Source organism: Paenibacillus silvestris (assembly GCF_009882985.1).
Classification (GTDB): domain Bacteria; phylum Bacillota; class Bacilli; order Paenibacillales; family NBRC-103111; genus Paenibacillus_E; species Paenibacillus_E silvestris.
The window spans coordinates 545,291-570,367 of sequence record NZ_WTUZ01000040.1 but is presented as its reverse complement, the minus strand read 5'-3'; the positions used below and the strand labels follow the sequence as shown (position 1 = coordinate 570,367).

The window sequence follows — 25,077 nt, the reverse complement described above, 5'->3', positions numbered from 1 at the left end:
GATCGCGTGAAAAAACCGTCTTTCCACTTATGGAAAATGGCGGTTTTTTCATTCGTTAGAAACTGATGCTGAATTCATTGGATTCACGGGAATACCATTTCGAAATAGACGCGTCCTGTTCATTCTGGATTCGTACTTCATCAGGCGTATATTTGACAATAATTCCTGAGCTGACTTGATAATAAACGCCTAAAGGATCTAACGACCAAACATAGACAGGTGTTTTGGTCAAGGCTGCAATGAATATCTCTATATCTGTATCCAGTAGTTTGGTTCCGTAAATCATCGACACACCTCTGTCTTATTTTTTTGTGAACTTGCACTTATTATTAGTGACAGTATGAACAAATAAACAATCACGGAAACATAGGAACATTTTTTGTGGTGTTTTGGAATTAGACGAAGTACAATCTAAGTTGTGTATTTTCGGAAGAAGATGGCGAGAGATAGAGGTAAAAAAATAATGTTTGCAGGACTATCAATTCCTTGTATAATAGGAAAGCTTTGCGAAAATTGACAGTAGGTAAATTATGATTGGGTAGAAGGAGAAAGGGGTCAATGGCTGTGATTGTGGTTGGGGGAATGATCGGTCTCGGTAAAACATCAGTATCCACTTTGCTTGGAAAAGAACTGAATTCAAGTGTTTTCTATGAAAGTGTAGATGATAATCCGATTTTACCGCTGTTTTACACGTCATCTCCGGAAGAGATTGAGAAGAAGCGTTATCCGTTCCTGCTTCAACTGCACTTCCTGAATACAAGATTTAAGGCGATTAAACAAGCGCTGGTACATAATCGAAATGTACTTGATAGAAGCATTTATGAGGATTGGTACTTTGCAAAAGTGAATAGGGAGCTTGGTCGAATCTCTCAATTAGAATTCGATGTATATGAAGGACTAGCTGACAATATGATGTCTGAGCTTGCTGAACTTCCGAAAAAAGCGCCAGACTTGATGGTATATCTCAAAGCATCCTTTGACACAGTGATGCACCGTATCGGATTAAGAGGACGCAGCTTCGAGCAAGATCAATCTTTGGTTGATTACTATCGTCAGCTCTGGTCGGGCTATGATGATTGGGTGATGAACCATTATCATGCTTCAGAGGTGTTGATTGTGGATATGGACAAGGTTGATGTTGTGAACCGTCCGGAAGATGCGCGAGAACTAGTAGATCAAGTACGCGCTAAACTTTCCGAATTAGCGATTGTTTAATAAAGAAGACCCCCTCTAATCAGAGGGGGTCTTTCGAATTATATACGGGGTTAAAAAGTTTAAAAAAGTTAGCATATTGCCCTGTGCAGTTGCATATACATATCGAATATTGACGGTGTCCCGCTTTATTTGTCGGAAAATAGAAGAAGGCTGCGCAAAAAATTCATAAAGGATTGGTGATGAATTTGTTATTTATCGTGAGTTACAACGGAAAGCCTATGTGCCCTCCACTGCCGAAATTGGCTGCTTCTGAAAAAATGCAAAAACTTAGCCTGTTTTTCTCCAACTTGGAACTTATTGAAGTGCAGCAAGAAAAAGTCGCCAACTGATCGTCTCCTAATCATTTAGATGCATGATAGCCTATGCTCCTTACTCTTTGGATTAAGGAGTATTTGTCTTTCTCAGATTATGATAAAGTAGATGAAATGACTAGATCTGGGAGGGGGAATGGAGTCTATTGCACCTAGGAAGAAAGCTATTATCATTGGGGCAGGTATTGGCGGCCTGACCACAGCCCTGTTTTTGCAAAAAATCGGCTGGGAAACCGTCATTTATGAGAAAAAGGAGACACGCGCAGCATTCGGAGCAGGCATCGTTATCGCTGCGAATGCGCTACATGTCCTATCAGAGCTTGGAGTCGCCGAAAAGGTGAAGCAGGCAGGGGCTAGAGTTGGTCAGGCAGACATTCGTTCTTGGGATGGCAAAGCCATCACAGCGGTGCCCGTAGTCAAACAAGCAGCGCTCTATGGAACCTATAGTTATCTTATTCATCGAGCAAAACTGCAGGCAATTTTGGTAGAACATCTGAGTGTTGAAACCATGTTGCATGATCGAAAAAAGATGATTTCTTGTAACCAGCATGAGGATGAGGTTATCGTTCATTTTGAGGATGGTACGGAAGACAGCGGGGATATTTTGATCGGTTCGGATGGGCTTCATTCTGATGTGGCTAAGCTGTTGTTTGATCCTGGCCCTCTGCAGTATTCAGGATTTACGGCTTTCCGTGGCGTAGCTGCCTATGCTAACCCTGCGTACACGCTAGAGGTTGGCGGAGATTTTGAAGCTTGGGGCAGTGGAAAACGATTTGGGTTCTCACAGCTGGGCGAGGGTCAGATTTATTGGTTTGTGGCGATCAATGCTCCTGAAGGCAAGGATGTATGGAGAAAGAAGGAGCATGTCCTTCAGCAATTACAAGGCTGGCATGCGCCAATTGAGCAGGTGGTGCGGGCGACTGACGAACAGGCGATTCTCAAGCATGATATTTATGATCGAAAGCCGCTTCATGCATGGAGCAAGGGCAGAGTGGTATTGCTTGGTGATGCGGCGCACCCGATGCTGCCGAATTTGGGACAAGGTGGAGCGCAAGCGATGGAGGATGCCTATGTGCTTGCAAGGTGTCTTAAGGAAATCGCAGATGTTTCATCCAATAGTATCAGAAATGCTCTCGAGTCCTATGAAGCGATTCGAATCCCACGCGCTAATCGTGTTGTCCAGCAATCGAGACGCATGGCTCGTATGGTGCAAATGAATAATTTTGCGATGCTAAAAGCACGTAATCTAGTGTTGAGCTTATTTCCTGACTCATTCAAAATAAAGCAGCTGGATTGGTTGCTCGGCTATCGCATGTCGGAGTGGGACAATAAGGAGTAGCTGAAAGGATACGATTAGAAGAGCGGATTTCAATCCTAGGAGGATATTCATGAAAATACTCATTCTTGGTGGCACCAAGTTTCTAGGCAGAGCTCTTACGGAAGCGGCCGTGGCGAACGGCCATGAAGTTACCTTGTTTCATCGCGGCTTGCATGATGCAGGTGCCTTTCCACACGTTCAGCATATTATTGGTGACCGTCATGTGGATTTGAATCGTCTGCAGGGACATGAGTGGGATGCGGTGATTGATACCAGCGGATTCGAACCTGAGGCTGTCACTGCCGCCGCGAAGCAGCTAAAGGAACAAGTGAAGCACTATACGTTCATTTCGACGGTTTCCGTCTACGAGGATCTTAGGAAAGTGAATGCTAATGAATCAGCACCTGTTGCTAATTTGACGGAACAGATGGACCCTGGACAGAAATATGGGGCAAAGAAAGCTCGATGTGAGCAAGCTGTGCAAGAGGAATTCCCCAATCGGACGCTCGTTGTTCGACCTGGTCTTATTGTTGGACCTTACGATGTATCAGATCGTTTCACGTATTGGCCAGCTCGTTTTCATCGCGGAGGCGAAGTATTAGTGCCTTTGCCGAGAGAGCGGAAGCTGCAATTTATTGATGTGCGTGACTTGTCAGCGTGGATCATTCGTTTAGTGGAGCAAGAAGTCGTAGGGACGCTGCATGCGAGCGGAAGTGATTATACAATGGAAGAGGTCATCCAAGCTTGCCAACAATTAAATCCTCATGGAGTTACTTGTACGTGGGTGCCTGAAGAATTCCTCGTGGCAAACGGAGTTGGGGAATGGATAGAACTGCCGCTTTGGATTCAAAGCGATAGTCTAGTGGGTATGTTTGCTTTAGACAATACGAAGGCATTTGGAACCGGATTGACAACAAGGCCATTGATTGAAATTGTTCGAGATACGCTCTCGTGGGATCAAAGTCGTTCTTCGACTACGCCGCGTGCAGCCGGGATGGATCCTGTCCGTGAAGAGGAACTCTTGCGGATATGGTCGAAAAATATTTTTTGAATTGTGTGAAAATCAATAGAATAGATGGAAAACTCCGAATATAATGGAATAGTATACTTTGAGAAAGAGGTGCTGTTCATGTATGATTCCACGGATATTCAAAGTAATAAGGGAATGGCTATTATTGCGTATATCTTGTTTTTCGTTCCGCTGATTGCTGCCAAAGACTCCAAGTTTGCTATGTATCACGCGAATCAGGGGCTTACGCTGTTTCTCTGCTGCATCATCTTGAATGTGGTTTTGCCAATCATCCCTTTTATCGGTTGGATTCTGCTGCCGCTCGTTAACCTGGCACTTGTCATTTTAGCCGTTCTAGGCATTGTTGCAGCCGCTCAAGGTCAAGTCAAACCGCTGCCGGTGATCGGCACGTACACGCTCTTAAAGTAATTTGGCGTACATAAGGGAAAGCAGGTTGCCTCTAGGGGCAGCCTGCTTTTTTCTTACATCAAAGCTCAGCTGCTAGTTCAGCAATCCGTGCGCTCGGATTAACATTGAACAGCCCGCCGTGATAACAGATTACCGTTTCGATGTCATAAGAAGCGAACTTCTTAAGCGAATGCTTCGCCTGCTCATAATCTGAACAATAAGCTGGAATAGGACCGAGCAGTTGTCCTTCCGCAACAACCAATGCATCCGCGGCAATCAACGTTTTACTTGGCCTATGATAAAAGCTTAGATGCCCTGGTGTATGCCCTGGAGTCAAGATGACTTGAAGACCCCCCGAGATCGGAAGGACCTCGCCATCTTCCAGTATGCCATGGACTTGTCCTTTTGGGGGATTTTCTAAATTCGTACGAAAAGCTTTCCGCCATTCGGGTGACACATCGGCAGGTAAACTCGCGACAGCCCGCTCAATGGCTTCCGGCGTAACTTTGATCAACATTTTCTCGCCTTCGATATAAGGTTTCTCAAGTTGACTCGCAAGTACGGTTAATTTTCCAGGCATTTCAGATAAGAAGGTAGGCAAGCTCCCGATATGATCAATGTCTTGATGAGAAATAATGATCGTTTTCAGTTGTTCAAGAGGGACATGAGCCTTGTCGAAAGCTTGAGAGATGAGCGGGTAATTGCCAGGGTAACCAGTATCGATTAATACCGCACTGTTGTTATCACTCAGTAGGACAGGATGAATAACGTTTGTACGTCCCATGATGGGAACTTCCAACTCCAACATATGAATTCCGTTTGCAATTTGCATCGTAATCCCTCCAAAGTGATAGTAAAAGAATGAACCTATCATACCTAGAGAGGGTTCGTTAAGTCAATGAAATATTTAATTATAACATATAAATTATAAAATGTCAATAGTTATTTCTGTGAAAATAGAATTTATACTTTTGTCCAAAATTTGATCAACGTGTGAATAAAATATGAACATTTTTTTGTTTTTTGTGTTATACTAACTGTATTAGACTTTTACTTCTGAGTTTGGAGTGATGATGATGGCTGTTAAAACAGTAACGGTTAGTAATGAACGCAGTGAACGTGATGTGGTACCATTGGTGAAGTTAATGACTATCGCGGCATGGGCTTTGCTTGGCATAGGTTTGGTTTTAAGTTTACTCAGTTTGGATCATTTCAGTGATCAAAATACAATGTTAATGGTTGGCATCGGTTTCATGGTAGGCAGCGTATTCGTTTATGTGATACGCACAGCTATTCACTTGGTCCATTCGCGTGCCGTATCGAAGACGGAATGAGATGACAAAACATGAATAAATTTAGCCTTTCAGGTGAATAACTTGAAGGGCTTTTTGATTTTCATGGATTTTCATACTTTTACATAATAGTCAACAAACGTTGTGTGACATTTGTTTTACAGTAAAACGTCGATCCTTTGACGTATTTGTTAAGTCCTTCTAGTGCCCGTGTACTTTTAAATGCAATTTGTTATCTTAGTATTAGATAAAAAAGCGCATGTTAATAAATACTTAGAAACAGCACTTTGTAGATTGTGGATTAGGAGGTTAGTTGGATGAAGAAGAGAAAACTCGTACAAGCACTACTGCCTTTGATGATGATTGCCATCGTCGTGTTACTGGCAGGTTGCAGCGATCAAGCAATGGTATTGGATCCGAAAGGACCAATCGCTGAAACGCAAAAAGATTTGATGTACATCTCCACGGTAATGTGTTTGGTAATTCTTGTTCCGGTTTTGGCACTAACGGCATGGATTGTATGGCGGTATCGGGATCGAGAAGGAAGTAAAGCTTCTTATAAACCGAACTGGGCACACAACACAACTTTAGAAGCTGTATGGTGGTCAATACCGATAATCATGATTGCGGCACTCGCTGTGATCACGGTCAAATATACGTATGCACTGGAGCCATCTAAACCGATTAAGTCGGAGAAAGCTCCCGTCACGATTCAAGTGACTTCACTTGATTGGAAATGGTTGTTCACTTATCCGGAGTTAGGCATAGGAACACTTAACTATGTGCAAATTCCAGAGGATACGCCGATCAAGTTTGAACTTACCTCCGACGCACCGATGAACTCCTTCTGGGTTCCGCAGTTAGGTGGACAGATTTATACGATGTCTGGTATGGCAATGACCTTGTATTTGCAGGCTGATGAGATTGGTCATTATTTCGGAACGGGAGCTAACTTCAGCGGATCCCATTTCGCAGATATGACATTCGACGTAAATGCGACTTCCCAAGCGGATTTCGATGCCTTTGTAGCAAAAACAAAACAATCGCCAACCAAACTTACGATGGAAAGTTATGAAGAGCTGGCGAAGCCTGGTCAATCCAAAGGCGTTCAGTATTTCTCCGCTATTCCAGATGGGCTTTTCCAGAAGGTTGTAACGAAATATATGAACGGTCAATCCGCTCACAGCGGTCATGGAGCTTCTGAAACGAATCACGATGCGATGAAAACTTCATCGACAGAGAAAAGTGAAGCGAAAGACCATAAGCAAATGGATCATAGTCAAATGAATATGTCAAAATGATAGAACGAAGTTTTCACGAAAGGAAGTTATGCTCATGTTGGATCGAATTAAAGAGTTCGCATCAGAGTTTTTCGTAACGGGCGACCCGATTATTTTGGGTGCTCAGGTAAGTATCGGACTCTCGATGATTGCCATGGTTTTCGTACTGAGTTATTTCAGGAAATGGGGCTGGCTCTGGCGGGAGTGGTTAACAAGTGTTGACCATAAGCGGATCGGGATAATGTATATCATTTGTTCCATCCTGATGCTTTTCCGCGGCGGTGTTGATGCGCTAATGATGCGTTTACAGCTCGCTATGCCTAATATGGAGTTTTTGCAAGCCGATCACTATAACGCAATTTTCACAACGCATGGCGTTATTATGATTTTGTTCATGGCGATGCCGCTCATGTTCGGTTTATTTAATATCGTTGTTCCTCTACAAATTGGTGCGAGGGACGTCGCTTATCCATTCTTGAACTCACTTAGTTTCTGGTTGTTCTTCTGGGGCGCGATGTTGTTCAACGTATCGTTCGTCATCGGGGGATCGCCGGATGCAGGATGGCTTAGCTATCCGCCGCTTTCTGAGCTTTCTCATAGCCCGGGCGTCGGACAGAACTTCTATATTTGGGGAATTCAAATCTCAGGTATCGGTAGTTTGGCGACAGGGATTAACTTTATCGTAACGATTATCAAAATGCGTGCGCCTGGCATGACATTGATGAAAATGCCGATGTTTACATGGTCTGTATTCTCAAGCTGTGTCACGATTATCTTTGCATTCCCAATTCTAACGGTTACTTTAGCTCTGTTATTCCTGGATCGTTTCTTAGGTGCACATTTCTTCACCTTGGATGGCGGCGGGAATCCGATGATGTATATCAACTTGATATGGATGTGGGGACATCCTGAGGTTTATATTGTCGTCCTGCCGGCATTCGGGATTTTCTCTGAAATTGTTGCCACGTTCTCGAAGAAAAAATTGTTTGGTTACAAATCCATGGTTTTCGCCATGTTCATCATTAGTTTGCTGTCCTTCTTCACATGGGCGCATCACTTCTTCACGATGGGTTCAGGCGCGGATGTGAATGCCTTTTTCGCACTCACGACGATGTTGATCGCGATTCCTACAGGGGTCAAAGTCTTTAACTGGCTATTCACCATGTTCCGAGGGAAAATTCGATTCTCGACGCCTATGATGTGGACGATTGCGTTCATACCGTGTTTCGTCGTAGGGGGAATGACAGGGGTCTTGCTTTCTGTTGCACCTGCTGACTTCCAGTTCCATAACAGCTACTTCCTGATCGCGCATTTCCATCAAGTATTAATTGGTGGTGTAGCTTTCGGATACTTCGCAGGTCTGTACTACTGGTGGCCGAAGATGTTCGGATTCAAGCTTAACGAGCACTTAGGGAAATGGGCTTTCTGGCTGTGGAACATTGGTTTCTATGTGTGTTTCATGCCGCAATATTTCTTGGGCTTAGACGGTATGACTCGTCGTACGTATACGTACGATTTCGATATGGGTTGGGGACCGCTTAACATGGTGTCCACGATCGGTGGTTTCTTGATGGGGATCGGCTTCCTATTCCAAGTATGGCAAATCGCGCACTCCATTAAGTTCAGAGAGCCGGATGTAACTGGAGATCCATGGGATGGCCGTACGCTGGAGTGGTCGATTCCTTCACCAGCACCTATTTACAACTTTGCTGTTCTTCCAGAAGTGTCTACAATCGATGCATGGTGGGAAACGAAGCAGAAGCTTAAACAAGGTAACAACACTAAACCGGCAGCAGCGGCACCAGTCGTCTATGAACCGATTCATATGCCAAAAAATTCGGCCATTCCATTCCTGAAGTCTGCACTGTGGTTCTTTGCAGGATTTGGCTTCGTCTGGGATTGGATGTGGCTCACGATTCCAGCGTTAATCGGTGTCGGAATTTGTATGATAGCTCGTTCGTTTACTTACGACACAGACTACTATATTCCTGTTGATGAAATTAAACGGACAGAAGCCGCATTGAAAGGAGCGAAAGTCTAATGGCACATGCAGCCGCGAATGGTGGGCATAACGCCCATGCACACGACCATGAACATGATCACGAATCGCTCAAGACCTTTGGATTCTGGATTTTCCTAATCACGGATGTCATTTTGTTCGGATCATTATTCGCCACATACATGGTTCTCCATCAGAATACGAATGGGGGACCTACACCGGAAGAACTTTTCAAAATGCCGGGTATCATCGCCGAGACCTTCATTCTGCTTACCAGCTCCTTCACGAGTGGTTTAGCCGTGCTTGGCATGAACAAGGGGAACATGAAGCAGTTGATTGGCTGGCTTATCGTTACAGCGATTCTAGGGGCTTCGTTCGTCGGGCTTGAGGTAACGGAATTTGTTAGCATGGTTAATCACGAGGGTGCATCCATTAGTACAAGTGCTTTCTTGTCTGGCTTCTTTGCACTGGTTGGGACACACGGGCTTCACGTTTCAGTGGGATTGATCTGGATGATCGGATTGATTTTCCAGCTTAAACGCAGAGGCATTACAGCAGTGACAAAGCGCAAGGTGGAAATTATTTCTCTTTACTGGCATTTCCTTGACGTCGTTTGGATCTTTGTCTTTACAATCGTTTATTTGATGGGGGTGATGTAAGATGAGCGGACACCAAACAGGTACGCACGATAACCATGCACATGGGTCATTAAAATCTTATATCATCGGCTTCGCGCTCTCCATTATCCTAACCATCATTCCGCTGGTTGTTGTTATGAACCACATGATGAGCAAGACAGGAACGCTAGTTTTGATTCTTATCATGGCTATCCTGCAGTTTGCGGTGCAATTGTTCTTCTTCATGCATGTGAAGGAAGGCGAGAATGCGCGTTGGAACATTATGACGCTGATTTTTGGTCTCATTATCCTGGTGACCATCGTTGGCGGTTCCATTTGGATCATGACTTACAACCAAGTGGCACATTAATCTAAAGGTTAAACGAAAAGACGCTCAAAACCGCGTGAACGCGCGGGAAGGGGCGTCTTTTCCGTATCATCGGCTTAGCAAGACGATTTTTTGTTGCGCTCTTTCATTTCACGTTTATCTTGTTGGACAGCTTTATCTCCAAATTGATCCAAGCGAGAAGGGCTGCCGGATGGTCCATTGTTTTTCGGTTTGCTGTTTCTCCCACTCATCATTATCACCTCCGTGATTCAGCTTTTGCTAAATGGGTAGGGTTCATGCTGGTGCTTTCAGGAAGCAAGAAAAGGGTTGTCATCACGTTGCATATCATGATACATTATGTATCAGAGATACTAATCGTATCAGTCATCCAATTTGGACAAGCCAATTTATGGAACGGAGAGGAGCCGAATGATACGCCGTACCCAGCGATTTCGTAACCATCTCGATGACAATCTCATTCATTTGCACAAGAACTTGTTCATTTCTCCGTCCGATCCCATGTACTATGAGAAGGTCATCCGGTATTTAGACGCTACGTCACCGGAAGCTCATTATAAGATCGGACAAAAATTTCAAAGAAGAGGTAATTTCAAACGAGCTCTTTTTCATTACAAGGAAGTTCTTCGCACGTACCCATCGCCGTTCTATTCTGCTGCGAATCGAGCGATTCGAGACATCGAGGAAGAGAAAGCCGCACATGCGATGAACTTGCAGCATGCTTTCCCAGAGGAAACGAAGGGAATATTGCCGCCTTTTATGAAAACGATGCTTATCGTTCTGCTCGTCCTTAATCTCTTATTAGTTGTTTTGTTTGCTGGAAGTAATCCTCTCTACAAAACAATTTCTACGATGAAGCTGTGGGGCGCTGGAAGCGATATCACCTACGAGACGGTCGATGCCCCTTTCGTGATGTACATCGCGCCAGAGACGGAGAATGAAACGATTGAAACAGCCTTGCACAAGCAGGCACTAGAGCTTGCTCATGAAATGCCGAAGAATAACATCTTGATTTACGGAGTTATTTCGCAGGATAACGCTAATCAAGGGAAAACAATGCTGCTGAGGGATGAGGAGCTGACGAAGAACGCTGTGGTCGTTGCCGCGTATCATCCCGCGACAGATGAAGCTGTCAAAATCCGTTTCTTGAATACCGAATTTGGAAAGCACCAACCGCTTAGTGCGATTGGTGCTAATTTAGTTCGCACGGCACTTCAAGCTTACACCAAAGACAAGGGGAGCCCACCAGCCCGTCTAGAGGGGCTCTTGCAGGACTATCCAAACAATTATCTCAGCTTTATCCCTATGGAAGCGACAACGGGCTCTAATGGCATTTCTGAGGCTTTCACGGGGAAAGGTGGCTGGGTTTATGCGCCAGATGCCGCGGACCCCGTGCAGATGTTCTATCCGAACTCCTCGAACGTGCAGGATATCCCCTATGAGCCGCTGCACATTGAAATCAATAAAGAGGAACATCAACTTAAACTTGTAAGCGGAGATTATATTTTATGGGATAAAGCAATCGGGCTTGGCGCAAATGATCGTACACCGCAAGGTCAGTTTCTCGTGCAGGACCGCGTGCAAAACCCGCAGGGAAGTCGTACGCAAAGCTACGGGGAAGCAGGCTTGGGGCTAGGAGCAATTGCGCTGCATGGCACCTATGATGAGAGCTCCATCGGCGCGGACAAATCGCTTGGGTGTATAAGATTGACGAATGGGGATGTACAGGAGCTATTTCCATTCATACCTAAGGGCGCAGAAGTGCAAATCCAAGCCAAGACATGGGCCGCGGCAAGCCACCAGCAGGTGAATAATACCAATTTGCTGATCCCTCCCACGCGGCCTACTTTAGATGAGTCGCCTGAAGACGTCATATTTCACTGGCTTGGGTAAGTAATTTTGATAAGAACTTAATGCCATTATATGAATAAAGCAGCTGAAGCTATCCGATTGTTAACGGACGCCTCAACTGCTTATTTGATTACATTAAGTTTTCTGGATTGAGCTTCTCAAGCTCAGGCAGGACGAAACGTCCGTCTTTGCGAATAAGAACATCGTCAAAGTAAATTTCTCCGCCGCCGTATTCAGGACGTTGGATCAGGACCATATCCCAGTGAACGGATGATCGGTTAGTGTTATCCGCAGTTTCATAGGCCTGGCCTGGTGTGAAGTGGAAGCTGCCATCAATCTTCTCATCGAATAAAATGTCTTTCATTGGATGCTGGATGTAAGGATTCACGCCAATAGCGAATTCACCGATATAACGCGCACCGTCATCCGTATCCAGAATATCATTCAATTTCTTGGTATCATTGCTGGTCGCTTCCACAATACGGCCGTTTTCGAAACGAAGCACGATGTTCTCAAAGGAAGTACCAGAGTAGATCGTTGGTGTATTGTAGCTGATTACGCCATTGACAGAGTCTTTCACTGGGGCAGAGTATACTTCACCATCCGGAATATTTCTTAGCCCAGAGCAAGGGACTGCGCCAATATTTTTGATGGAGAAGGAAATGTCTGTTCCTTTGGCAACAAGACGAACTTTATCTGTTCGTTTCATCAGGTCAACCAGCGATTCCATAGCAGTCGCCATTTTGCTGTAATCGAGGTTGCAAACATTAAAGTAGAAGTTTTCGAATTCCTCTGTGCTTTTGCCAGCGAGCTGGGCCATAGAAGGATTCGGGTAGCGCATGACGCACCATTTGGTATTGTTAATGCGCTCGTCAAAGAGCGGGCGTTGGAAATATTTCAAGTAGAGGCGCATTTGCTCATCTGGCACATCTGACGATTCTGTAATGTTATCTCCGCTGCGAACCGCGACATAAGCATCCATCTGTTTCATACGGGCAAGCTCGAAATTAGCCCATTCGCTAAATTGCTCCTCGGTGCCTTTCATCTGCAAGCTTCTTGTGATCATGGGATCACGCAGCTCAATGAATGGCTTGCCGCCAACGGCGTATACTTCTTCGATGAAGCATTTGGCGAGCTCAGGATCTTTGACACCAATCATCTCGATCAAAATGCTTTCTCCGGGTTGAAGACTAACCGAATAACGGATAATGTTCCGGGCAAATGTTTGAAGTCGTGGATCTCTCATACGTTAGGTCTCCCTTAATTGAAAATTAGTACTTAGAAAGTATATCGCAATGGGAGCCTTAAAGCCAATTGAGACCTCATTTCATGGAACTTTAACGGGTATGCTACAATAGAGAATTGTGAAGAACAACATGCTTGAGCAATCATAACAACAAGAGGAGGACACGCATGGCAAGAGAGCAGATCAAGGTGCCTTTTGGGTATGAACCGCCAGCACAAACGCATAAAGGCACGGTTTTTGTGTTCGAAACGTTCGAAGATTGGACGGAGTCTGACATGCAAGCTTTTGTGGCGTGGGCAGAAGCGAAGAAATTCGTCAGAGCGATCTTTTACCCGCAACATGAAGAAACGCTTCGGAGAATGGACATTTCGAGCAGCATGCCCTATTATGCCAGGGTGAAGCAGCTTGAAAGTCTAGTGAAACAAGTGAACACCACGGTTCAAGTGGATGTAGACACATGGGAGGGAAAGCGTAAGAAATATACGCCGATGGACACCTCCTTGCATTTTTTAACAGAGAAATCATCAGGTCCTTACTTCTTATGCCTAAGTGATCGGTACGCCAACCTGTTCGTAACTTACCCCGCTTTCAAGGAATGGATCAAAACTCTAAGACTTTACATTAATGAGCAGTTCCACGTCCCGCTCCATGGCAAGCTGAACGAATATGCTCAAAGATGGGAAATCGTTCGTTTTGGAAACGGCTCTTAAAGCGGGGCCCCAGCCCCAGAAATTAACCATATTAATTATGGTGATCATCGTAGCTGGTATGAGTCAAGGCATGCTTCTGCCGCTGCTAACGATTTTGCTGGATCGATCAGGGGTGTCTACGGATGCCAATGGTCTGAACGCTGCTGCTCTGTACATCGGGATCTTCTCGACGATGTTCTTCATCGAAAAACCGGTCAGGCGGTTTGGCTATAAACCGGTCATTATGGTTGGGATGGGACTGGTCATCCTGGCAAATTGCTTATTTCCTGCTTGGCAGCAAATCGGGTTCTGGTTTGTGCTTCGTTTGCTAGTGGGGATTGGGGATAGCGCCCTTCATTATGCTACGCAGCTATGGATTGTAACGTCCAGCCCCAAAGAGCATAGAGGACGGAATATCACGCTGTATGGTATGGCATACGGTATCGGATTTAGTTTAGGACCCATAGGGATAACCCTATTGAAAGTGGGTATATGGGGGCCGTTTCTGACCACTAGTCTCTTTTTTCTTCTTATTTTGCTGCTTTTGACGAAACTGAAAAATGAGCGCCCTGAAAGAGGCGAACGCGCGGAAGCTGTACATAAGCGTGCTTCTAAAGTAGCTGCCATGGCTTGGTTCCCGCTAATTACTTCGCTGTTATATGGCTATATGGAAGCCTCGATGAACAGTAACTTTCCGCTCTACGGCTTGCGCATTGGTCTGTCTGAGCCTAATATCGGAGTTTTACTTCCTGTCATGGGGGTTGGCAGTCTCATTATGCAGCTGCCGCTGGGCATTTGGAGTGACCGCATCGGGCGGAAAAAGATCCTCATTACATCAGGGCTTATTGGCGCTCTTGCCTTTTTTTGCATCCCATTTGCGGGCACAAAACTATGGTTGATTGGTTTGCTATTTGTCATTGCCGGAGGCATGGTGGGTTCGTTTTTTTCGCTTGGACTCGCCTACGCGGCAGATATTTTACCTAGACATCTGCTTCCTACGGCCAACGTACTAGCCTCAATTCAGTATAGTGTAGGGAGCATAGCAGGTCCTTTAATCGGTGGAACGGTAATCCGCTATTCGAGTGCAGCTAGTATTTTTTATATGCTGAGCTTCATTTACATCCTTTTCGCACTTTCTGGACTTCTGTTTCGCCGTGAAACGATGTCATCGACATAAAGAAAGACACTCTTGCCCAAGAATGGTGAGAGTGTCTTTTTTTAATTAGCCTATTTCATAATCGGCTGCCTGATCCGTCATATAACGTTCCGTCAGAATCGTCAGCATAGAAATGCCAATTTGGTTTTCTCCGCCTTCAGGAATGATAATGTCCGCATATTTCTTGGAAGGCTCAATGAAAGCATCATGCATCGGCTTCACTGTCGTCAGATACTGATCGAAGACGGACTGCAGCGTGCGCCCCCGTTCGTTAATGTCCCGGGAAAGACGACGCAGGATACGTACATCCGGGTCAGTATCCACAAACACTTTGATATTGAGCGCGCTGCGAAGGTCTTCATCGGTTAATACATGAATGCCCTCTAGCAATACGATGGGTTTAACTTCAACTCGGATCGTTTCTTGCGAACGAGCGTGCTTTGAGAAATCATAGACAGGGATATTGACCGCGTTACCGTTCTTCAATTCATTAAGATGCTTAAGCAGCAGCTCGTTCTCGAACGCTCGCGGGTGATCGTAGTTAATGCGTTCCCGCTCTTCAAAAGTAAGACCACTATGATGAAGATAATAATTATCTTGTGAAATTAATGTCACGTTCGTGGATCCCAGCTTGTTAATGATCGATCTGGCTACTGTAGTTTTTCCTGAACCGGTACCTCCGGCAATTCCGATAACGAGCATGAAATGTAGTGCCTCCCCAAATAACTTGAAAACCTTCCTCAGTAGTTTAACATAATGTTTATATAAAAAGAAAAAGCGATCGAATTTCGATCACCTTTTACATAGAACCGAGGTTTAGCGTATTTGTTTAGGGGTGTGAAATTTCACCTGATTGGCGTCGACGTCCTGAGAAGCCTGGATCAACTGCTCCATCGTTTGCTGGATTTGCTGCCCATACTGCTCATTATTGTAGGTTTGAAGCTGCGCATGGGCATCTCTGACTTTATGCTTGGCTTGCGTGAGAGCGGCTTGAGCCGATTGTATATCTTGAGGATGAGCCTGCATAACGGCTCTTTGCAGTTTATACTCAGCGTCTGAAGCCAGTCGTATGGCTTGATCTGCTGCGTCAATGGCGTGTTGGACCTGCATCGAAAACTCACGAGTGTCGGACATAGGGGAGAGCCTCCTAAGGATCGAGTTATTTTAAAATGAAACCGTGACTTTACTACATTGCTCCAAAGCTCGGGAAATCATGCTTGATTCGGGAAATGAAATTATTTCCTGGGTAAGCGCAAAATGTGAGCGTTCTCATTATGATTCGACAAAGAATTCTGAAAATTATGAATACATTGAATAGTGCGCTGATAAAGGGTTTTGTTTCCAAAATATAAGTGGACAAACCTTATGAATATTCTTAAGCTAAAGAAGATAACTTTTTTTGACATCAATAGACAATTAGCGATTAAATAGGGGATGAAAAGATGAGAATTTATAAAAGTATATGCCTGGCAGCTGCAATGGCCATCTTGATTTCCGGATGTGGGTCAGCGAAATCGAGCACAGCGCCGACTAGTGCGTATACGCCAACTTTAGAGGTCAGCGCCGTAGTGAATGGTGATGCCGTAACGCTGCAGATGACGACGGATCTGAAGATTTCCAAAGAGCATTATGATCATCAACGTGTTGAGGGGGAAGGCCATGTGCATATTTCCCTGGATAAAGGCGAGAAAATTGTCGTGACCGACAAGCAGAAAGTGCTGGATCATCTAAGCAAGGGACCGCATGAAGTCAAAGTATCTTTACATAACAATGATCATACGCCTTACGACGTTAGCAAAACGATAACGTTCGATGTGAAATAGGAGCCTCTTTCATATGCCAATACTGCGAAAGAAGCTCAGTTTACAGAAACGAATCGTATTCCTGATTACATCCGTGACGGTCATTATGATTTCCACGATGATGGTATTCGACACGATGAGTTTAAATCAATCCATCAAAGAAGCTTATGTGAGCCAAATTAGCGGCATGACCATCGCCATCAATGGACGCTACGAAGAATCACGCTCGGTTTCAGATGTGCAGCAAATTTTTGACTATATTCAATATAAAAATAATCGAGTACTCGAAATGAAGTTATATAGCAAGGATGGAGCTATTCTAGCTGCTTCCGATCGCGCGGTAGTTGGTAAGCGTCTTGATCCCTCAAGCATTATTATTCCAAAGCAGGACAAAACGATCGTAGACCGGGTACCGATGGCGCAAAGCGATAAACCGGTAGTCCGTTTAATTGCACCGCTGCAGGAAGATGGGGTAGTCGTTGGGGCCGTTGAAGTCATTTTCGACTCCTCCGAGGAGACATTGCTGCTTAAGAAGCGCACGAAACTTATTCTAGCGGTAGGGATTAGCATTGCTATCATTTTATCTATTTTGCTGTGGCTAATCTTGCGTACAATCGTTATTCGACCGTTAAGCAAGCTTCGCGAAGCCGCTGTGATTGTGAAGCAAGGAGGGGAGCTTCCCATGCTGCAGTTTCAGACTTCCCCCGAAATTACAGAGGTATCCGAGGCCTTTAACGATATGGTTAAAAATCTGGATGAACGTTATCAGGAGCTCCAGCAGGCGCTGAACACGCTGCAAATTACGCAGGATCAATTGGTTCAATCAGAGAAAATGGGAGCCTTGGGGAACCTTGTCGCGGGTGTCTCACACGAAATCAATACGCCGATTGGTATCGGAATTACCGCGATCACCTATTTGGACCAAAAGAGTAAGGATTTCCGGAGCTTATACGAAACAGGTAAAATGAAAAAGTCTGATTTGGAGCAGTTTCTTTCTATTATTGGAGAGACGAATGCTATGGTTCTGACGAATTTGGAACGAGCCTCTTCGCTAGTGCGCAGCTTTAAGCAAATTTCCGTGGATCAGAGCGTGGAAGTGAAACGTACGTTTCTTTTAAGAGAGTATCTAGAAGGAATTGTTGCCAGCTTAAAGCCATCTTTGAAGAAAACAAGACTTCGTGTAGACATTTATTGTGATGATCGTCTTAACTTATATACATATCCGGGAGCTTTATCCCAAATTGTTACCAATTTAGTGATGAACTCATTGAATCATGCCTATGTGCCAGAGGATGAAGGCAGCTTAAGCCTTCGTGTTACAAAGCACCAAGATCATATTCTGCTCGCTTATTCCGATGATGGGAAGGGAATGACGCAGGAGGTGCTGGATCATATCTTTGATCCATTCTTTACGACTAGCCGCGGCAAAGGCGGTACCGGTTTAGGGATGAATATCGTTTATAATCTTGTCACGCAATCGCTGAATGGCGGCATCCAGTGCTTCAGTACGCTGGGACAAGGTAGTTTGTTTATGATCACGATTCCGATAGAGGAGGAGCCAGAGCTATGACGAGACAGGATGGGTTAGTGGACCTGGATGAGCTTCTTTTTGCCGATGAGGAAGAGACCGTTCCCACAAATGACGTAGGGATGGAACAGGATCCATGGATTGTCTTAATTGTCGATGACGAGAAACAGATTCATCAAGTGACGAAGATGGTTTTGCAGGATTTTGAGTTTGATGGCAGGAAGTTGGAGTTTCATGGTGCTTTTTCTGCAGCAGAAGCCAAACAAGTCCTGCAGCAGCAGCCTAATGCAGCATTAGTTTTGCTCGATGTGGTGATGGAGCAGGAAGATGCAGGGCTTCAAGTTGTAAGATACATACGCGAAGAATTAAAAAATACAGCAATACGAATTATTTTGCGTACAGGTCAGCCCGGTCAAGCACCCGAGCGCACAGTCATCATGGATTATGACATTAATGATTACAAAGAGAAGACCGAACTGACGACTCAAAAGCTGTTCACCACCGTCGTTACAGCACTGCGTTCTTACCGCGATTTGAAGACGATTGAGAAAAGCAGATCAGGCCTGGAGGAAATCATTAAATCTTCAGCAACATTGTTTGAGCTGCAGTCGATGAAGAAGTTTGCCTCAGGCGTTTTAACCCAAATGACCTCGATTGTCAATTTGCATAAGAACGCCATTCATTGCAGTTTCGCGGTGACAAAAGGCGTCGAGGACATTTACATTTTGGCGGCAAGCGGCGACTATGCGTCCAATCAGGACGAAAGAGCGCGCGATGTTGTTCCCGAGCAAGTTCTCGGTGAGATCGAGCAAGCTTTTATAACAAAAAAAAGCTCCTTTGCCTCTGACCGTTTCGTGATTTATTTTCAAAGCAAGATGGGCATGGAAAATGTCATCTATATGAACGGATTCAAAGCGCTTAGCGAATGGGAACGGTATTTGATTGATATCTATTGTACGAACGTGTCGGTTGCTTTTGAGAATATATACTTGAATGAAGAATTGGAAAGTACGCAGCAAGAGATCATTTATACGATGGGTGAAATTACGGAAACAAGATCCCGGGAAACAGGACACCATGTGAAGCGGGTAGCGGAGTATTCACGCTTGCTGGCGACAAAATACGGGCTGTCAGAGCAAGAAGCAGAAGTTATTCGGCTAGCTTCTCCGATGCATGATGTGGGGAAAGTCGGAATTCCGGATGCGATTCTGAATAAGCCAGGCCCTTTGACGCAAGAGGAATTCGAAATTATGAAAACTCACTCGAATTTGGGATATGAGATGCTGAAGCATTCGAACAAGCAAGTCTTGAATGCCGCGGCCATCATTGCGCAGCAGCACCATGAGCGGTTCGATGGTTCGGGGTATCCCCATGGACTTCGCGGTGAGGATATTCATCTCTATGGGCGTATTACGGCGCTTGCCGATGTGTTTGACGCATTGTGCAGTGATCGTGTCTACAAAAAAGCATGGGAGCTTGATCGCGTGCTGGATCTATTGAAATCAGAACGCGGCCGTCACTTTGATCCTGTAGTTGTGGATCTTTTTCTTGAGCATTTGGACGAGTTCTTGGCAATTAAAGAGTTCTATCGAGAACAACGTTAACGGTATTAAGGATCGATAGAGCATAATAAGCCAGCAGCCTTCTCATACTAGGTGGGAGATGATGGAGGTGAAGGCAATGACCAAAGTAAATCGTCCTGATAAGAAGAAAAATCAGCAGAATGACGCTTCCTTGATGGAAGAAGCTCAGACGTTAACGAAGCAAAATGCTGCAGAATTCCCGCCTAGCTTAAATAACATTAGCAAAAACAATTCATAGTTGAAAGCGGTAAGGCTGTTCAAAAGGTCATGAAAGACCTGTGAGCAGCCTTTTACTATAGGCATACTTAAATTTGGTCAAAAACTCGGATTATCTGGGGTAATTCCCGAATCCTCATCATAAAATGGCTTGAACCTGCTTCTTTGTCTCTTTTACGGAGACGGAGGAGCATTTATTTTAATTTACATTTCCTGTATGCTAATAAAGGGCTATAGACAGATAGAAAGAAGGTGGCACCATGGAAGGAATTGGACTCGTACTGGAAGGCGGGGGTATGCGAGGCGTATATACCGCTGGGGTCTTGGAGTACTTTATGGAGCAAGATTTGTATTTTCCGTATGTGGTTGGTGTATCAGCGGGTGCCTGCAACGCGGTTTCGTATATTTCCAAACAACCTGGTCGCAATAAGAAAGTAACCATTGACTATATTGGAGATCATCGATATTTAAGTTATCGCAATTTATTGCGCCATAAAAGCATTTTTGGAATGGATTTCATATTCAATGAACTGCCCAATAAGTTAGTGCCATTTGATTATGATGCTTTCTATCGTTCACCTCAGCAATTCGCCATAGGAACTACTGATGCGCATACAGGTGAACCGGTTTATTATACGAAGCATCAACTCGACCAACAAACGATGCCGATCGTTCAAGCATCAAGTTCGCTGCCGTTCGTAGCGCAACCTATTCATTATGATGGCCGTACATTATTTGATGGCGGTTTGGTAGATCCTATTCCTGTGAAGAAATCAGTCGCAGATGGAAACAGAAAACATATCATCGTGTTAACCAAAGAAATGGGCTATCGCAAGACGCCTTTTAAACAACGCTGGTTAGCCAAAAGCTTCTACCCTAAGTATGATGGCCTCGTAGATGTGCTGGTTAATCGCAGTGAAATTTATAATGGCACACTTGAGCTCGTTAGACAAATGGAAGCCGATGGCAGCGCAATTGTGATTCGTCCTTCGTCCAAAGTACTTGTAGGCCGGATGGAGAAAAATCCGAAGAAACTCGAAGTTTTACATGAGCTTGGATATCAAGATGCGAAGCGGATGGGCTCACAGTTGAAAGATTGGCTTATTAATTAACCTTTGGATAGGATATTGTAACATGATTGTGACAATAACCACGATTTCTGTGAAAAGGAATGGTGGTTTTTGTTTGCATTCATAGCGAACATGCGGTATGGTAATATCAAACCAATAAGAACCCACGGGAGCTTGAGTAGTCAGGCTGAGATTGTGACCGAAATGTCACTAACCGTTAATCTGATCTGGGTAATGCCAGCGTAGAGAATTCACACAAAATGCTCCTTTATTTTATTAATTTTGTATGGGTTTATAACTTTTCTACCAATGGCGCTCCCGGATAACGGGAGCTTTTTCTTGTGGTTACATAGATAAAAGGGAGAGGGAAACACGTTATGAATTGGAAAAAAATTGCACCACTCATGCTCGTGAGCTTGACTGTTCTCGCAGCAGGATGCGGGAAACAAGAGGCGAAACCAGCCAATTCTGCTAACCCGGCCGCTTCGGCTAAGCCGCTAACAGATGTGAAGGTTGTCCTGGACTGGACACCGAACACCAACCATACGGGTCTGTATGTAGCGAAAGACCAAGGATACTTTGAACAGGCAGGATTGAATGTGCAAATCATTGCGCCTGGAGAAGCTGGAGCAGATGCGATGATTGCTTCGGGGGCGGCCGAATTCGGCGTCTCTTACCAAGAAAGCATCACACAAGGACGCATCCAAGGCGTACCCCTCGTTTCCATAGCTGCTGTTATTCAGCATAACACATCGGGATTTGCTTCTCCGGTAGCGAAGAATATTAAGTCGCCTAAGGATTTCCAAGGAAAAACATACGGTGGCTGGGGAGCACCGGCTGAAAGTGCAATGATTGATTCTTTGATGCAATCCGAGAAAGCCGATCCTAGCAAAGTGAACATTGTGAATATCGGTGATGCCGACTACTTTACAGCTGTCAAAAGAGATATCGACTTCGCATGGATCTACTATGCGTGGACAGGTGTGGATGCCGAGCTTCGCGGGGAGCCGCTGAACATGATTTATTTGAACAAATATTCGGATAAACTGGATTACTATACACCCGTATTGGCTACGAGCGAAAAGCTGATCAAAGAGAAGCCGGAGCTAGTTAAAGCGTTCACCGCTGCTGCAGCCAAAGGTTATCAATTTGCAATCAGCAAGCCTGAAGATGCCGCAAATATTTTGATCAAAGCTGTTCCTGATCTGGATGCAAAACTTGTCATGGCAAGTCAAAAATGGCTGAGCCCGCGTTATCAGGATGATGCACCTCGTTGGGGCGAACAAAAACGTCAAGTATGGGAAAATTATGCGAACTGGATGTTGGAGCATAAGCTTTTAGAGAAGAATCTCGAAGTAGACGCTGCGTTTACGAACAATTTCTTACCTGCTAGTACGAAATAACTTTTCTATTCGGAAGGAGCATGTACGATGGCTAACGCACTTGTAAGTATTCAAATTATTCCTAAAACAAAAAACGGTGAAGATATTATCCCTTATGTGGATCGCGCGATTGAAGTTATCGCCAAATCGGGCGTGAAATTCTTCGTTTCCCCACTAGAGACGACGATGGAAGGGGAGCTCGATCAGCTTATGCTCATCATTCAAGATATGAATGCAGCGATGATTGAGATGGGCAGCCCTAACGTGATTTCGCAAGTAAAAATATATTTTAACCCGTCTGGCGCATCAATGGACAAGCTGACGGAGAAATACAGATAATGAAACTGAAGAACGGATTGAAAGCAGGGTGGCCACCAATTGTTGTGGTCATCCTTCTCTTGCTTATTTGGCAGCTTGCAGTGACGTGGGGTGGAACGGCTAGTTGGCTGCTTCCGAGTCCGCTCAAGATCTGGCAGGACGGCACTACGGACATGGCACGAGTATGGATGCATACATTTGCTACAGTACGTTTAATGTTAATAGGGTTTATTGTTGGTGTAACGGGAGGCGTTATCGTAGCGAGCTGCTTGCATCGCGTGCCTTTTCTGAAGGCTGGATTCTATCCGCTCCTCATTCTGTCACAGAATGTCCCGGTTATCGCGCTTGGGCCGCTGCTGATTATATTATTTGGTTTCGGCATTTTACCTAAAATCATCTTAATCGCACTTGTTTGTTTCTTCCCTGTCACTATGTCGACATTGGATGGATTTATGCAGACAGATCGCAACATGTACAATTATATGCAAATGATTGGCGCTAGCAGACGTCAGATATTTTACAAATTAGAGCTGCCACATGCACTCCCTTTCCTCTTTACCGGGCTCAAAATTTCCGCTACATACAGCGTAATGGGAGCTGTTATTGCAGAATGGCTGGGCGGTGGTGTCGGCTTAGGGTATTATATGATTTTGCAGAAATCTGGTTTTCGCGCAGATCGCGAATTCGTCGCTATTATTATCATTGTTGTGCTTAGTTTGTTGTTCTTTTGGCTTATTGCAGGGCTGGAAAAGCTCGTTGTTCGGTGGAACGCGAAACGATCGTCTTAAGGAAGGGGAGAAAAGAGTTTGAGCAAATTAGAGCTAAAAGGGATACATCACACGTTCTCAGGCAAAAAACAGCGTGTCCCTGTTCTGAGTGATGTTACGCTGCATGTTAAAGAGGGCGAGTTCGTGTCCATTATTGGGCCATCTGGAAGCGGGAAAAGCACACTGTTTCACATTATTGGCGGGCTCCTCACTCCTTCCGGAGGCGAGGTGTGGCTAGATGGGGTGAGCGTGACAGGAACCAAAGGACTTATCAGCTACATGCCGCAGCAGTCGTCATTATTCCCTTGGCGTTCTATTGAAGCGAACGTAGCGCTCTCGCAGGAAGTTGCAGGGGTATCGCGTTCTGCAGCATTGGACAAAGCAAGAGAATGGCTGCCTAAGGTTGGTCTAGGGGGCTATGAGCACGAGCTGCCGCATGTGTTGTCAGGAGGCATGCAACAGCGCGTCTCGTTCTTGCGGGCTCTGCTCAGTCCCCAAGAGGTCATGTGCCTCGATGAGCCTTTCGGCTCATTGGACGCATTAACAAGGCAAGCCATGCAATCTTGGCTGCTGAATATATGGGAACAAAACAAACGGTCCATTCTGTTTGTGACTCACAGCATTGAAGAAGCGATATTCCTATCGGATCGCATCTATGTTCTCTCGAACAAACCTGCACAAGTGATCGAGGAGTTTATTGTACCCTTTGAGCGCCAACGACATGAAAAAGTGATGATGGATCCAAAATTTCACGAGCTGCGCCAGCATATTCAGAGCTTACTGCGTCAGGAGATCCTATCATGAATACTAACATAGCCATTGATGCGCATATTCATCTTGATATGTATGAAGAAATGGAAGCTCAGAAGATCGTCTCTGAGCTGGATCAGTTTCAAGTCGAGGCGCTCATCGCGGTCTCCAGACATTTGGCCTCCTGTAAGGCGACTGAAAAGCTGAGCTTACAAGCACCTAAGCAAGTGTATGCGGCTTACGGCTATCATCCCGAGCAAGAGATTCCCCGTGAGGCAGAGCTTCAGGAGCTGTTAGAATGGATAAGCGGGCGCTCGAATGACATTGTCGCAGTAGGTGAGATCGGCCTGCCCTACTATCGGAGGCTCGAAGCGGAAGAGAGAGGAGAACGACTTGACTATAGCCCTTATGTTCGACTGCTAGAGCGCTTCTTGGAACTTGCTGCGAAGTTAGCAAAGCCTGTCGTCTTGCATGCGGTATATGAAGATGCTGACATTGTATGCGATCTTCTACAGAAGCATGGTATACAGAAGGCGCATTTTCACTGGTTCAAAGGATCTCCTCAGACCGTACAGCGCATGATTCAGTCTGGATATTATATTTCGATCACGCCGGATGTTCTCTATGAAGAAGAAATCCGCGAGCTCGTTCGAAGCTACCCGCTTGAGCTGCTTATGGTCGAAACAGATGGACCGTGGCCGTTCGAGGGAATCTTCGAGGGTCAGGTAACGCATCCGGGTATGATCCACAAAGTCATTGAGCAAATTGCGCTCTTACATGATGCAGAGTCAAGCATCGTGGCGGAAACGATCCAGCACAATACGAAACAATTTTACAACCTGCTTACCAGTGGTTAATCGAAGCTGGACATCTGTTCGCATTGGTTTTATAATAAAACAGAACAGATGTTCGATTTATAGATGA

At 45.1% G+C, this 25,077-nt stretch carries 29 protein-coding genes; 23 read left to right on the top strand and 6 right to left on the bottom strand.

The window, feature by feature from the left end; genetic code table 11:
• Nucleotides 1-55 precede the first annotated feature (55 nt).
• Nucleotides 56-292, bottom strand: coding sequence for a hypothetical protein (locus GQF01_RS34610; protein WP_407945444.1), 237 nt, complete (start codon nt 290-292; stop codon nt 56-58).
• Nucleotides 293-558: 266 nt separating this feature from the next.
• On the opposite strand from GQF01_RS34610, the gene GQF01_RS34605 reads away from it, so the two are divergent.
• The 5 genes from GQF01_RS34605 to GQF01_RS34590 all read left to right on the top strand — a co-directional run bounded on the left by GQF01_RS34605 (nt 559) and on the right by GQF01_RS34590 (nt 4,282).
• Nucleotides 559-1,215, top strand: a complete 657-nt coding sequence (locus GQF01_RS34605; RefSeq protein WP_161411862.1) for a deoxynucleoside kinase — start codon at nt 559-561, stop codon at nt 1,213-1,215.
• A 197-nt stretch (nt 1,216-1,412) separates the two neighbouring features.
• On the top strand, nt 1,413-1,544 hold the full coding sequence (locus tag GQF01_RS36775) for a hypothetical protein (protein ID WP_268894422.1): 132 nt from the start codon (nt 1,413-1,415) through the stop codon (nt 1,542-1,544).
• Between the two features lie 118 nt (nt 1,545-1,662).
• Nucleotides 1,663-2,865 carry an FAD-dependent monooxygenase gene (locus GQF01_RS34600; RefSeq protein WP_161411861.1) on the top strand — a complete coding sequence of 401 codons (1,203 nt, stop codon included), beginning with the start codon at nt 1,663-1,665 and terminating at the stop codon, nt 2,863-2,865.
• A gap of 49 nt (nt 2,866-2,914) precedes the next feature.
• Nucleotides 2,915-3,895: an NAD-dependent epimerase/dehydratase family protein gene (locus tag GQF01_RS34595; RefSeq protein WP_161411860.1), complete on the top strand. Its 981-nt coding sequence runs from the start codon at nt 2,915-2,917 to the stop codon at nt 3,893-3,895.
• 78 nt (nt 3,896-3,973) lie between these two features.
• Nucleotides 3,974-4,282, top strand: a complete 309-nt coding sequence (locus tag GQF01_RS34590) for a DUF4870 domain-containing protein (RefSeq protein WP_161411859.1) — start codon at nt 3,974-3,976, stop codon at nt 4,280-4,282.
• 58 nt (nt 4,283-4,340) lie between these two features.
• Here the strand turns inward: GQF01_RS34590 and GQF01_RS34585 are convergent, their stop codons facing one another.
• A complete protein-coding gene (locus tag GQF01_RS34585) occupies nt 4,341-5,093 on the bottom strand; it encodes an MBL fold metallo-hydrolase (protein WP_161411858.1) in 753 nt (250 codons plus the stop codon).
• A 244-nt stretch (nt 5,094-5,337) separates the two neighbouring features.
• On the opposite strand from GQF01_RS34585, the gene GQF01_RS34580 reads away from it, so the two are divergent.
• From GQF01_RS34580 to cyoD, 5 genes are all read left to right on the top strand, one after another.
• Nucleotides 5,338-5,595, top strand: a complete 258-nt coding sequence (locus tag GQF01_RS34580) for a hypothetical protein (protein ID WP_161411857.1) — start codon at nt 5,338-5,340, stop codon at nt 5,593-5,595.
• Nucleotides 5,596-5,870: 275 nt separating this feature from the next.
• Entirely contained in the window at nt 5,871-6,854 is a 984-nt protein-coding gene (gene cyoA / locus GQF01_RS34575; RefSeq protein ID WP_161411856.1) for a ubiquinol oxidase subunit II, read from the top strand.
• A 34-nt stretch (nt 6,855-6,888) separates the two neighbouring features.
• Nucleotides 6,889-8,874 (top strand): cbb3-type cytochrome c oxidase subunit I, encoded by a 1,986-nt coding sequence (locus tag GQF01_RS34570; protein WP_161411855.1) that lies wholly within the window; start codon nt 6,889-6,891, stop codon nt 8,872-8,874.
• Nucleotides 8,874-9,491, top strand: a complete 618-nt coding sequence (cyoC, locus tag GQF01_RS34565; protein WP_161411854.1) for a cytochrome o ubiquinol oxidase subunit III — start codon at nt 8,874-8,876, stop codon at nt 9,489-9,491. The genes GQF01_RS34570 and cyoC overlap by 1 nt, the downstream gene beginning before the upstream one ends.
• 1 nt (nt 9,492) lies before the next feature.
• A complete protein-coding gene (gene cyoD, locus GQF01_RS34560) occupies nt 9,493-9,819 on the top strand; it encodes a cytochrome o ubiquinol oxidase subunit IV (RefSeq protein ID WP_145654927.1) in 327 nt (108 codons plus the stop codon).
• 74 nt (nt 9,820-9,893) lie between these two features.
• On the opposite strand, the gene GQF01_RS36770 is transcribed toward cyoD, so the two are convergent.
• On the bottom strand, nt 9,894-10,028 hold the full coding sequence (locus GQF01_RS36770; RefSeq protein WP_268894421.1) for a hypothetical protein: 135 nt from the start codon (nt 10,026-10,028) through the stop codon (nt 9,894-9,896).
• Nucleotides 10,029-10,206: 178 nt separating this feature from the next.
• Here GQF01_RS36770 and GQF01_RS34555 point away from each other — a divergent pair, with 178 nt between their 5' ends.
• Nucleotides 10,207-11,688, top strand: coding sequence for a L,D-transpeptidase family protein (locus GQF01_RS34555; protein WP_161411853.1), 1,482 nt, complete (start codon nt 10,207-10,209; stop codon nt 11,686-11,688).
• Nucleotides 11,689-11,776: 88 nt separating this feature from the next.
• Here the strand turns inward: GQF01_RS34555 and GQF01_RS34550 are convergent, their stop codons facing one another.
• Nucleotides 11,777-12,892: an aminopeptidase gene (locus tag GQF01_RS34550; protein WP_161411852.1), complete on the bottom strand. Its 1,116-nt coding sequence runs from the start codon at nt 12,890-12,892 to the stop codon at nt 11,777-11,779.
• A gap of 167 nt (nt 12,893-13,059) precedes the next feature.
• Between GQF01_RS34550 and GQF01_RS34545 the strand changes: the two genes are divergently transcribed.
• Together GQF01_RS34545 and GQF01_RS34540 are read left to right on the top strand one after the other, a co-directional pair.
• A complete protein-coding gene (locus GQF01_RS34545; RefSeq protein WP_161411851.1) occupies nt 13,060-13,602 on the top strand; it encodes a hypothetical protein in 543 nt (180 codons plus the stop codon).
• Entirely contained in the window at nt 13,586-14,758 is a 1,173-nt protein-coding gene (locus GQF01_RS34540) for an MFS transporter (RefSeq protein WP_268894420.1), read from the top strand. The genes GQF01_RS34545 and GQF01_RS34540 overlap by 17 nt, the downstream gene beginning before the upstream one ends.
• Nucleotides 14,759-14,803: 45 nt before the next feature.
• Here the strand turns inward: GQF01_RS34540 and udk are convergent, their stop codons facing one another.
• Nucleotides 14,804-15,439 carry a uridine kinase gene (udk, locus tag GQF01_RS34535; protein ID WP_127456463.1) on the bottom strand — a complete coding sequence of 212 codons (636 nt, stop codon included), beginning with the start codon at nt 15,437-15,439 and terminating at the stop codon, nt 14,804-14,806.
• A 114-nt stretch (nt 15,440-15,553) separates the two neighbouring features.
• Nucleotides 15,554-15,871, bottom strand: a complete 318-nt coding sequence (locus tag GQF01_RS34530) for a hypothetical protein (protein ID WP_161411849.1) — start codon at nt 15,869-15,871, stop codon at nt 15,554-15,556.
• A gap of 308 nt (nt 15,872-16,179) precedes the next feature.
• Here GQF01_RS34530 and GQF01_RS34525 point away from each other — a divergent pair, with 308 nt between their 5' ends.
• From GQF01_RS34525 to GQF01_RS34485, 10 genes are all read left to right on the top strand, one after another.
• Complete coding sequence (locus tag GQF01_RS34525; RefSeq protein ID WP_161411848.1) at nt 16,180-16,560, top strand: hypothetical protein; 381 nt, start codon at nt 16,180-16,182, stop codon at nt 16,558-16,560.
• Between the two features lie 13 nt (nt 16,561-16,573).
• Nucleotides 16,574-18,109 (top strand): sensor histidine kinase, encoded by a 1,536-nt coding sequence (locus GQF01_RS34520; RefSeq protein WP_161411847.1) that lies wholly within the window; start codon nt 16,574-16,576, stop codon nt 18,107-18,109.
• Nucleotides 18,106-19,671: a DUF3369 domain-containing protein gene (locus tag GQF01_RS34515; RefSeq protein ID WP_161411846.1), complete on the top strand. Its 1,566-nt coding sequence runs from the start codon at nt 18,106-18,108 to the stop codon at nt 19,669-19,671. The genes GQF01_RS34520 and GQF01_RS34515 overlap by 4 nt, the downstream gene beginning before the upstream one ends.
• A 76-nt stretch (nt 19,672-19,747) precedes the next feature.
• The gene (locus tag GQF01_RS36120; RefSeq protein ID WP_186456120.1) at nt 19,748-19,888 is read left to right on the top strand and encodes a hypothetical protein; all 141 of its coding nucleotides are present in this window, start codon (nt 19,748-19,750) and stop codon (nt 19,886-19,888) included.
• 238 nt (nt 19,889-20,126) lie between these two features.
• Nucleotides 20,127-20,978 (top strand): patatin-like phospholipase family protein, encoded by an 852-nt coding sequence (locus GQF01_RS34510; protein ID WP_161411845.1) that lies wholly within the window; start codon nt 20,127-20,129, stop codon nt 20,976-20,978.
• Nucleotides 20,979-21,313: 335 nt separating this feature from the next.
• Nucleotides 21,314-22,339, top strand: a complete 1,026-nt coding sequence (locus GQF01_RS34505; RefSeq protein ID WP_161411844.1) for an ABC transporter substrate-binding protein — start codon at nt 21,314-21,316, stop codon at nt 22,337-22,339.
• A gap of 27 nt (nt 22,340-22,366) precedes the next feature.
• Nucleotides 22,367-22,657 (top strand): thiamine-binding protein, encoded by a 291-nt coding sequence (locus tag GQF01_RS34500; protein WP_161411843.1) that lies wholly within the window; start codon nt 22,367-22,369, stop codon nt 22,655-22,657.
• Nucleotides 22,657-23,424 carry an ABC transporter permease gene (locus GQF01_RS34495; RefSeq protein ID WP_161411842.1) on the top strand — a complete coding sequence of 256 codons (768 nt, stop codon included), beginning with the start codon at nt 22,657-22,659 and terminating at the stop codon, nt 23,422-23,424. The genes GQF01_RS34500 and GQF01_RS34495 overlap by 1 nt, the downstream gene beginning before the upstream one ends.
• 18 nt (nt 23,425-23,442) lie before the next feature.
• A complete protein-coding gene (locus tag GQF01_RS34490; protein ID WP_161411841.1) occupies nt 23,443-24,207 on the top strand; it encodes an ABC transporter ATP-binding protein in 765 nt (254 codons plus the stop codon).
• Nucleotides 24,204-25,010 carry a TatD family hydrolase gene (locus GQF01_RS34485; protein WP_161411840.1) on the top strand — a complete coding sequence of 269 codons (807 nt, stop codon included), beginning with the start codon at nt 24,204-24,206 and terminating at the stop codon, nt 25,008-25,010. The genes GQF01_RS34490 and GQF01_RS34485 overlap by 4 nt, the downstream gene beginning before the upstream one ends.
• The last annotated feature ends 67 nt before the right edge of the window (nt 25,011-25,077 follow it).